Origin of the sequence: Enterobacter sp. K16B (genome assembly GCF_020216105.1) — a bacterium.
In the GTDB taxonomy this organism is placed as follows: Bacteria; Pseudomonadota; Gammaproteobacteria; order Enterobacterales; family Enterobacteriaceae; genus Enterobacter; species Enterobacter sichuanensis.
The window spans coordinates 1-600 of the sequence record NZ_JAIWJZ010000190.1; the positions used below are offsets into that span (position 1 = coordinate 1).

A 600-nucleotide genomic window follows, 5' to 3' on the forward strand; every position below is an offset into this window, starting at 1 on the left:
TGTGGGGAGGCTTACCACTGGGGAGATAACTACCTGACCGCGGGGAATGCCCACGACCGCAACCCGGCGCCGGAGTCCGGGGCGTTTTATGCCCGCATTCGTCATGAGCGCTACCTCAATGGCCAGACACAGACCCGGGCCGTCACCAGTTGTCCGACGCTCTCTCCGGGGATGCGGCTGAAAGTCACCGGCGGGTATGAAGTGGCGGACGTGTTTGCGCAGGGGGTGGTCGTCACGGCAATGCATACCCATGCGCGTCGTGATAAGGACTTCGGCGTCAGGTTTGACGGTATTCCGGACAGCCCGGATTTCAGCTTCCGCCCGGAGCCTGGCTCGCGCCCGGTAATGGCCGGCACCTTACCGGCCCGCGTCACCAGTACCACCGAAAATGACACCTACGGACATATTGATAAGGACGGCCGCTACCGCGTCAACATGCTGTTTGACCGGGACAACTGGGAAACCGGGTTCGAGAGCCTGTGGGTGCGCCAGTCCCGCCCGTACGCCGGTGACACCTGGGGTCTGCATCTGCCGCTGCTGGCGGGCACCGAGGTGGCGATTGGCTTTGAGGACGGTAACCCGGACCGGCCGTACATTGCC

At 63.7% G+C, this 600-nt stretch carries 1 protein-coding gene; it reads left to right on the forward strand.

Annotated elements, in window-relative coordinates; all coding sequences use genetic code 11:
- The coding region (gene vgrG, locus LDK53_RS22555) for a type VI secretion system tip protein VgrG (protein ID WP_225288129.1) at positions 1–600 on the forward strand (600 nt) is incomplete at both ends.